Origin of the sequence: Rhodopseudomonas sp. B29 (assembly GCF_000333455.1) — a bacterium.
Lineage (GTDB): Bacteria > Pseudomonadota > Alphaproteobacteria > Rhizobiales > Xanthobacteraceae > Rhodopseudomonas.
The window spans coordinates 1-7,875 of the sequence record NZ_BADD01000320.1 but is presented as its reverse complement, the minus strand read 5'-3'; the positions used below and the strand labels follow the sequence as shown (position 1 = coordinate 7,875).

Annotated in this window: 8 protein-coding genes and 1 pseudogene; 8 read left to right on the top strand and 1 reads right to left on the bottom strand. The window is 64.1% G+C overall.

Annotated features, from left to right (window positions below; genetic code table 11):
• The 6 genes and pseudogenes from I5M_RS11755 to hemA form a co-directional block, all read left to right on the top strand.
• Nucleotides 1-360 (top strand): annotated as a pseudogene (locus I5M_RS11755) (PH domain-containing protein); the annotation flags it as partial.
• Between the two features lie 13 nt (nucleotides 361-373).
• A complete protein-coding gene (gene puhC / locus I5M_RS11750; RefSeq protein WP_022721587.1) occupies nucleotides 374-877 on the top strand; it encodes a photosynthetic complex assembly protein PuhC in 504 nt (167 codons plus the stop codon).
• A complete protein-coding gene (locus I5M_RS11745) occupies nucleotides 877-1,176 on the top strand; it encodes a hypothetical protein (protein ID WP_022721586.1) in 300 nt (99 codons plus the stop codon). The genes puhC and I5M_RS11745 overlap by 1 nt, the downstream gene beginning before the upstream one ends.
• Nucleotides 1,173-2,276, top strand: a complete 1,104-nt coding sequence (acsF, locus tag I5M_RS11740; protein ID WP_022721585.1) for a magnesium-protoporphyrin IX monomethyl ester (oxidative) cyclase — start codon at nucleotides 1,173-1,175, stop codon at nucleotides 2,274-2,276. The genes I5M_RS11745 and acsF overlap by 4 nt, the downstream gene beginning before the upstream one ends.
• A gap of 13 nt (nucleotides 2,277-2,289) precedes the next feature.
• Nucleotides 2,290-3,351, top strand: coding sequence for a putative photosynthetic complex assembly protein PuhE (gene puhE, locus I5M_RS11735; protein ID WP_022721584.1), 1,062 nt, complete (start codon nucleotides 2,290-2,292; stop codon nucleotides 3,349-3,351).
• Entirely contained in the window at nucleotides 3,348-4,559 is a 1,212-nt protein-coding gene (gene hemA / locus I5M_RS11730) for a 5-aminolevulinate synthase (RefSeq protein WP_022721583.1), read from the top strand. Before puhE ends, hemA begins: the two co-directional genes overlap by 4 nt.
• Nucleotides 4,560-4,851: 292 nt before the next feature.
• On the opposite strand, the gene I5M_RS11725 is transcribed toward hemA, so the two are convergent.
• Nucleotides 4,852-5,835: a LysR family transcriptional regulator gene (locus I5M_RS11725; protein ID WP_031336110.1), complete on the bottom strand. Its 984-nt coding sequence runs from the start codon at nucleotides 5,833-5,835 to the stop codon at nucleotides 4,852-4,854.
• 416 nt (nucleotides 5,836-6,251) lie between these two features.
• Here I5M_RS11725 and I5M_RS11720 point away from each other — a divergent pair, with 416 nt between their 5' ends.
• Nucleotides 6,252-7,010, top strand: a complete 759-nt coding sequence (locus I5M_RS11720; RefSeq protein ID WP_283804866.1) for a response regulator — start codon at nucleotides 6,252-6,254, stop codon at nucleotides 7,008-7,010.
• Between the two features lie 24 nt (nucleotides 7,011-7,034).
• Entirely contained in the window at nucleotides 7,035-7,871 is an 837-nt protein-coding gene (locus I5M_RS11715; protein WP_022721580.1) for a response regulator, read from the top strand.
• Nucleotides 7,872-7,875 lie beyond the last annotated feature (4 nt).

Here is a 7,875-nt window from a genome sequence, read left to right as displayed (position 1 = left end):
CTCCAGCGCGTGCTGATCCAGACGGGCGTAGCGTTGCCGCTCACCATGAACATCCCGCTGAGCAAGATCGCCAACGCCGATCTGCGCAGCAACAGCGACGGCAGCGGCGATATTCCGCTGCGCATCATCGACGACAAGCGTGTGTCGTATGTGATGATGTGGCCGCACATCCGGCCTTGGTACTGGCGCTCGCCGGAGCCGATGCTGAATTCGGTCCCCGACGTCGCGATGGTCGCAACCAAGCTCGCCGAGGCCGTCAAGGCACAGATCGACCAATCGGCGATCACTCTCGTTCAGACGGCTAACAGCGGACCCAAGCCTGGCCCGTTGTCGGACACCACCGCCACGGCGATAGCCTGAACCGGAGACGAAAATGAGCGAGGCCGCCCATAATCTCAACGTTCCGAAAGGCGCGTTGATTGCGGCTGCTGCGGTCGTGTTGTTCACGATCGCGGCGGCGACGACCACCCGGCTGACCGGGATCGGTTACTCCCACATGACTCCGCCCGCAATGGTGGAGAGCCTCGATCTCACCTTCGAGGATAGCCCGGACGGTGCGGTGCTGATCTACACCGCCGGCGACCACAAGCTGATCCGCACGGTGCACCCGGGCGAGTCCGGGTTCGTCCGCGTCGTGATGCGCGGCATGGCACGCGAACGCCAACTCGCCGGCATCGGCCAGGCCGTGCCGTTTCGGCTGGCCCGCTACGTCAACGGCCAATACACGATGACGGATTTGGCCACCAAGAAGGTGGTCGACCTTTCCGCGTTTGGCGCCGACAACCGCCGCGCGTTCGCGCAACTGATGCCGGCCGAGGCCACCAACGAGGCTAACGCGGCGACGACCAAGACTAACGATAAGGACGGCTCGCAATGATGAGCCGCCTCTGGAAACGCACAAGATTCGACGTTCCCTGCACGGTCGAGATCGAGCAGACGTCGGAGACCCTTCACGCGCACGTCGTCCTCGACGACGACGTCGAGATCGGACCCGGCGACGAAGTGCTGGTGCACGACGCCCCGACCGAGATCGGCTTCGGCGAACGCATCATCGTTCGCCGCACCGCGACCGTGGTCCGTGCCGGTCTGTTCGATCGAATTCTGGCGCGGCTGGAAGGTTACCGTGAACTGACCGAACTATACGAAGTCAGCTTTTCGAACGGGAGGGTTCAATGATTCCGATGGAGGGCGGCGCCCAGGGCGCGCTACGCACCAGCGCCAAGCCGGCGCACAAGGGCAGTGCCGACAGTCTCAATATCGCCAAGCAGGATACCATCCTGACGCCGCGGTTCTACACGACCGACTATGCGGCGATGGACAAGCTCGACGTCAGCCTGGTGCGGGCCGAATGGACCGCGATGATGAACGAGTTGCGTGCCGACTATAACAAGTCGCACTTCAAGAAGACCGACGAGTTCATCAACGCAGACCTCGACAAGCTGCCGCCGGAGCTGCGCGCCGAATTCAAGGACTTCCTGGTGTCGTCGCTGACGGCCGAATTTTCCGGCTGCGTGCTGTATGCGGAAATCAAGAAGCGGATCAAGAATCCGGAGATCCGCGAGCTGTTCGGTCTGCTCAGCCGCGACGAGGCGCGCCACGCCGGCTTCATCAACGAGATCCTGAAGGATCATGACATCGGCGTTGATCTGTCGTTCCTGACCAAGGTCAAGAAGTACACCTACTTCCGGCCGAAATTCATCTTCTACGCGACCTATTTGTCGGAGAAGATCGGCTACGCCCGTTACATCACGATCTATCGTCAGATGGAGCGCCATCCCGATCGTCGCTTCCATCCCATTTTCAAGTGGTTCGAGCGCTGGTGCAACGACGAGTTCCGCCACGGCGAGGCGTTCGCGCTGTTGATGCGCGCCGATCCGTCGCTCCTGAGTGGTATCAACAAGCTGTGGATCCGGTTCTTCCTGCTCGCGGTGTTCGCCACGATGTATGTGCGCGATCACATGCGGCCGGCGTTTTACGAAGCGCTCGGGATGGCGGCCACCGACTACGACATGCAGGTGTTCCGCGTCACCACCGAGATCTCCAGGCAGGTCTTCCCGGTGATGATCAATCTCGACGACCCGCGCTTCCTCGAAGGCCTCGAGCGGCTGCGCATCGTCGCCGACAAGATCGCGGCGAGCCAGCAACAGGGGTTTGTCGGCAAATTGAAGCGGCCGTTCCTGGCGCTGTCGGCTGCCGTGGCGTTCGGGCGGCTGTTCCTTCTGCCGGCCAAGCGCAACGAACTGCCGCGTGTCATCGGCCTGCGGCCGGCGTGGTGAACGGAGCAAACTGATGGCCACCTACCTCGGCCCGCCGATCTTCGCAGCCTTCGTCTGGTGGTTCTCCACCGGCGCGGTGCTGCTGCTCGTCGGCAGCGTCGGCCGCTCGGAGACGCTCCGGGCGGTGTGCGCCGGGGGAATGTTGACCATTGCGCTGTGTGGCCTGTCGGTCACAGCGCACGACACAGGTGTCGGCGCGGCCTACATGGCCTTCAGCTGCATCATCTTTCTGTGGGGCGCACAGGAGATCGTGTTTCTATCGGGCTGGCTTACTGGCCCGCGGGCCCAGCCTTGCCCGTCCGACGCCAAAGGTGCGACACGGCTCGGCTACGCGCTGCAGGCGATCATCTATCATGAGATCTGCCTGCTGGTTTGCGGCGGCGTTGTCTACCTGGTCACCCAGGGCGCGGAAAATCAGGTCGGGATGTGGACCTATGTGGCGCTGTGGGTGCTGCGCCAGAGCGCCAAGGTCAATCTGTTCCTCGGCGTTCCGGTCACCAATGACGAGCTGATGCCGGACGCGGTGCAGTTCCTGAAGACCTACTTCCGCCGCGGGCCGGTCAGCGCCTTCTTCCCGATTTCGGTCACGCTCGCCACCGCCGTGCTGGTGGTGATGATTCAGCGCATCGTCGAAGTCGCGGATACGCCGTTCGAGGTCGTCGGGCTGACGCTGGTCTCGACCTTGTTTGCGCTCGGCGTCGTCGAGCATTGGTTCATGCTGCTTCCGTTGCCCGCCATCACCTTGTGGAGTTGGGGCATCCGTCCAGGTCTCGCGCCGGAGAACATCGCCATGGAACAGAATCCATCCACCATCGCTGCTGCGTCCGCCCATGGTGCGACGGCGCAGCTCACCGAAGCCGCTTCCACCGAGGTACGGGCGGCCCCGCCGCAGCTCACTGTGGTGCCGGCCGCGCGTCATGAGGAAGCGCAGCCGAAGGCCCGCAGCGTCTGTGCCCGGCAGCGGCTCGAAGACCAATTCCGCCAGACGTTCCTGGAGCAGCATCCACGAAGCAGCCTGACGGCAACGGCCCGCGTCGCAGAACCGGCCGCATCGGTCACCGGGAGGACGTCATGAACTACGAAGCGTATTTCCGCCGCCAGCTCGAAGGCCTGCACCGCGAAGGCCGCTATCGGGTGTTCGCCGACCTCGAGCGCCACGCCGGCGCGTTCCCGCGCGCGACCTACCATCGCGAGGGCGGCACCAGTGAAGTCACGGTGTGGTGCTCTAACGATTATCTCGGCATGGGCCAGCACCCCGATGTGCTGAAAGCGATGCACGAGGCGCTGGACAGCTGCGGCGCCGGCGCCGGCGGCACCCGCAACATCGCCGGCACTAACCACTATCACGTGCTGCTCGAGCAGGAGCTCGCCGCGCTGCACGGCAAGGAAGCCGCGCTACTGTTTACCTCGGGCTACGTCTCCAACTGGGCGTCGCTGTCGACGCTGGCGTCGCGGATGCCGGGCTGCGTCATCCTGTCGGACGCGCTCAACCATGCTTCGATGATCGAAGGCATCCGCCACTCGCGTAGCGAGACGCGGATCTTCGCCCACAACGACCCGCGCGACCTCGAGCGCAAGCTGGCTGATCTCGATCCGCACCAGCCCAAGCTGGTGGCGTTCGAGTCGGTGTACTCGATGGACGGCGACATCGCGCCGATCGCTGAGATCTGCGACGTCGCCGACGCCGCCAATGCCATGACCTACCTGGACGAGGTCCACGGCGTCGGCCTGTACGGCCCGAACGGCGGCGGCATCGCTGATCGCGAGGGACTGAGCCATCGCCTCACCATCATCGAGGGTACGCTCGCCAAAGCATTCGGCGTCGTCGGCGGTTACATCGCCGGCTCGGCGGCGGTCTGCGATTTCGTCCGCAGCTTTGCCTCGGGCTTCATCTTCTCGACCTCGCTGCCGCCCTCGGTCGCCGCCGGTGCACTCGCCAGCGTGCGTCATATCCGCTCCAGCTCGGCCGAGCGCGATCGCCATCAGGACCGTGTCGCCCGGCTGCGTACGCGGCTCGACCAAGTCGGTGTCGCCCACATGCCGAACCCGAGCCACATCGTGCCGGTGATGGTCGGGGACGCCGCGCTGTGCAAGCAGATCAGCGATGAGCTGATCGAGCGCTACGGCATCTATGTGCAGCCGATCAACTACCCGACCGTGCCGCGCGGCACCGAGCGGCTCCGCATCACCCCATCGCCGCATCACAGCGACGCCGACATCGAGCACCTGGTCCAGGCGCTCAGCGAAATCTGGTCGCGCGTGGGCCTCGCCAAAGCGGCGTGACAGGGTAGCCGCCGAGGCGGCTGTCCGCCGAACAGGAAGCAGCGCGCGCCGCAAGGCGCGCGTTTTGCGTTTCAGACATCACTTGATCGCAGCCTTTCCCCGTCATTGCGAGCCGAAGGCGAAGCAATCCAGCTCAGTGCACGGAGCCGGATTGCCTCGTCGCGGAGCCTGTACTCGGGCGCGCGAAGCGCCGACCCGGGTGCTCTTCGCAATGACGAGGCGGACCAACTTATCAGGCGACGCAGGTCGACATGATCCGCCGACCATGAGTCGGTGCGCCAGGCGAGCCCCGTCAGCCGCGCTTGCCCCGCGCAGCAGGGGGCGGTGCAGAGGCCCGCGTCAGCCGCATGCGGCGTTCGGTGCGCGGCAGGAATTGGGCGCCCTCGGCCTTGAGATAGTCCAGCATCGCCTGGGCGGGCGGCAGTAGCACCTTGTCCTGGCGGCGTACCACGAACCATTGCCGCACCACCGGCAGGCCCTCGACATCGAGGATCACCAGCCTGCGCTCGTCGAGCTCGGTCGCCACGGTGTGGGCCGAGATGAAGGCGATGCCGAGCCCGGCGATGACCGACTGTTTCAGCGTCTCGTTGCTGGCCATCTCCATGCCGATCGGCGGCCTTATGCCGGCGCCGTCGAAGAACTGCTCCATCAGGCTGCGGGTGCCGGATCCCGGCTCTCGCGTCAGGAAGGTTTCGCCGGCGAGTTCGCGCGGCGCGATGCGGTGCTTCTGTGCCAACCGATGCGCCGTCGGTGCGATCACCACATGCGGGTTGTCGCCGATCAGGTGATTGTCGACTTCGATGTCGACCGGCGGCCGGCCCATGATGGCGATGTCGAGCTGATAATTGCGCAGCGCGTCGCCGATGTCGCGGCGATTGCCGATCTGCAACTTGACGTCGATCTTCGGGTTGCGCTTGAGAAAGCCCGAGATCGCGAACGGCACGAAATATTTCGCCGTCGACACCGCCCCGATCGAAATACGGCCGGCGGTCTTGCCGGCGATCATTTCGAGCGACGTCTCGCAGGCCTCGATCGCTGCCTCGATGCGTTCGCTGAGCGCCAGCACCTCTTGGCCGGCTTCGGTCAGCCGCATCCCGTCGCTAGTGCGCTGCACCAGGACAAGATCGGCCAGCGCCTGCAGATTGCGCAACTGCAGCGTCACCGCGGGTTGGGTCAGGTTCAGCTTGCCCGCGGCGGCCGTGATGCTGCCGGTCTCCGCCAACGCCGCCAGCGCCCGCAATTGCCGGATCGACACGGTTTTGAACTGGCGGCTCATCGAGAACTTCGCGGCTGGCAAGGGTGCTGCGGAAGTTTCGGCCATTCGCATCGGACGGTCAACAATGATCACGATATCGGGCGTGCGTGCGATTCGCCCGCGGGGATCGCAGGCGATATCTAGAATCCGTCGACGCGATGCCGTGGCGACGAAATTCAAAGTCAGGGGCACGTGATGGAGAGGTCGAATTCGGCAGGCGCCGGTTTGCGTCGCACACAAACGCAGGGCCGGTTGTTAGTCCATGTAGCGTGGACTACGTAAGCGCAAACTCCGTACAAATCCGAGATCATGCATCGTGCGTTGCATAGCAATGTATCGTTTGCGTACTAATCACGCGGTAATACGATTCATCTGCGTAGTTCAATTAAACCTGATCTTAGGAACCTCATACCACAGTCCGGTGATGTGAAGTGTCGATGCTGGTTTGCCCGCAGTCGCCGCTCGCGACCTCGAGGCCGCCGGCCACAAAAACCGGGAGGTGGGTTGTGAGAAGTCGAATTCTGCATATCGATGACGATCCGATGATGCTGAAGATCGTCGCGTCCGTGCTGTCGGCCGATCCGACATTGGAGACGCGAGGCTACCTGACGGGAGAGGAGGGGGTGCGCGCCGCCGCCGCCTGGATTCCCGATCTGATCCTGAGCGACGTGTCGATGCCGGGTCTGAGCGGAGTGGACGTTCTGGAAAGGCTGCGGTCCGATCTTGCCACGATGAGCATTCCGGTGGTTTTCACCACGGCTTGCGGGCGGCAGGAACGCGCGGCCGTCTACATGACGTGCGGGGTGTCGGGCGTCATTCCAAAGCCGTTCGATCTGCGCAAGCTCGCCGGTCTCGTTCACTCCTATCTGGACCAAGCTGCGGCGGAGCTCGACGCTGCGCCTATGCCGCCTTCGGTCGACATCGCCAAGCGCCTCGAGGACGATGCCGCGGTGCTGAAGAAGCTGCGAGACGAGCTGATGTTCGGCGGTGAATCGACCGAACTGCACCGCGTCGTTCACAAGCTTGCGGGAATCGCCGGCATCTATGGCTTCACGGCCATCAGCGATGCCGCCTCGAGCCTGGAGCGCGAGCTGGAGATTACGGACCCTTACCCGCTGTCGAGCGCAGCGGCCCTTGCCGGATTGGACGAACTACTCGACCTGCTCGATCTGGAAAATGGCGCTCAATCGAACTGACCAACAGCCTGAGTGGAGAGCGCCATGGCGGCTCGCAAGATACTGATAGCGGATGACGATCCAGCGGTTCTAGGAGCCCTGTCGGCGCGTTGCCGGCGGATGGGCTTCGAGGTCGATACGGCGACGAATGGCATGCAGATGTTGCTGAAGGCGCGTCGGACATCGCCCGACGTGATGATCGTCGACGTCAACATGCCGCAGCTCGATGGCTTGACGGCGTCGTTTCATCTGCTCGAACCCGGCGGGCCGCCGATGGACGTCATCGTCGTCACCGGCTGCCAGGACCAGGAGACGATCGAGCGCTGCGAAGCGATGGGAATGTTCTACGCTTCCAAACAGGCGGAGTTCTGGCGCAGCGTCGGCAGGGCGCTGACCGAGATCTTTCCGCAGATGGCGGAGACGATCGCGGAGCAGACGCAGCCTGCGGCAGCAGAGCGCGATCTGGTGCCGAGCTCTCCGCGGGTACTGATCGTCGACGACGACGAGCAGATCGGCGAGTTCCTCGCCTGCCGGCTGAAGAAGCTCGGCATCGAGACGCTGTATGCGTCCAATGCAGCCCGCGCGCTTCGGCTCGCGGCCGGTCAGCAGCCGAGCATCGTCGTGGCCGATTACGCGATGCCGGAAGGCGATGCGCAGTTCCTGATCGCGCGGCTGCGCAGCTATCCGGCGACCGCCCAGGTCCCGGTCGTGGTGTTGACCGGCAGGCCGATCGACGAGCCGACCGCCAAACTGCTGCAGCGCGAGGTGATGGGTCATCCGGGGGCGGTCAAGATCTTCAGGAAGTCGTTCGACGTCAGCGAGTTGTTCGAGACCATCCAGGAATATTGTTCAGCGCGTCCGCAAACCGTTCAGGTGCCGTAGAGCG

What these genes read in the sequence shown, in the direction of transcription:
- I5M_RS11725 (WP_031336110.1), bottom strand. Translation starts at nt 5,835, where the DNA reads ATGAGCCGCCAGTTCAAAACCGTGTCGATCCGGCAATTGCGGGCGCTG.
- puhC (WP_022721587.1), top strand. Translation starts at nt 374, where the DNA reads ATGAGCGAGGCCGCCCATAATCTCAACGTTCCGAAAGGCGCGTTGATT.
- I5M_RS11745 (WP_022721586.1), top strand. Translation starts at nt 877, where the DNA reads ATGAGCCGCCTCTGGAAACGCACAAGATTCGACGTTCCCTGCACGGTC.
- I5M_RS11715 (WP_022721580.1), top strand. Translation starts at nt 7,035, where the DNA reads ATGGCGGCTCGCAAGATACTGATAGCGGATGACGATCCAGCGGTTCTA.
- hemA (WP_022721583.1), top strand. Translation starts at nt 3,348, where the DNA reads ATGAACTACGAAGCGTATTTCCGCCGCCAGCTCGAAGGCCTGCACCGC.
- I5M_RS11720 (WP_283804866.1), top strand. Translation starts at nt 6,252, where the DNA reads ATGCTGGTTTGCCCGCAGTCGCCGCTCGCGACCTCGAGGCCGCCGGCC.
- puhE (WP_022721584.1), top strand. Translation starts at nt 2,290, where the DNA reads ATGGCCACCTACCTCGGCCCGCCGATCTTCGCAGCCTTCGTCTGGTGG.
- acsF (WP_022721585.1), top strand. Translation starts at nt 1,173, where the DNA reads ATGATTCCGATGGAGGGCGGCGCCCAGGGCGCGCTACGCACCAGCGCC.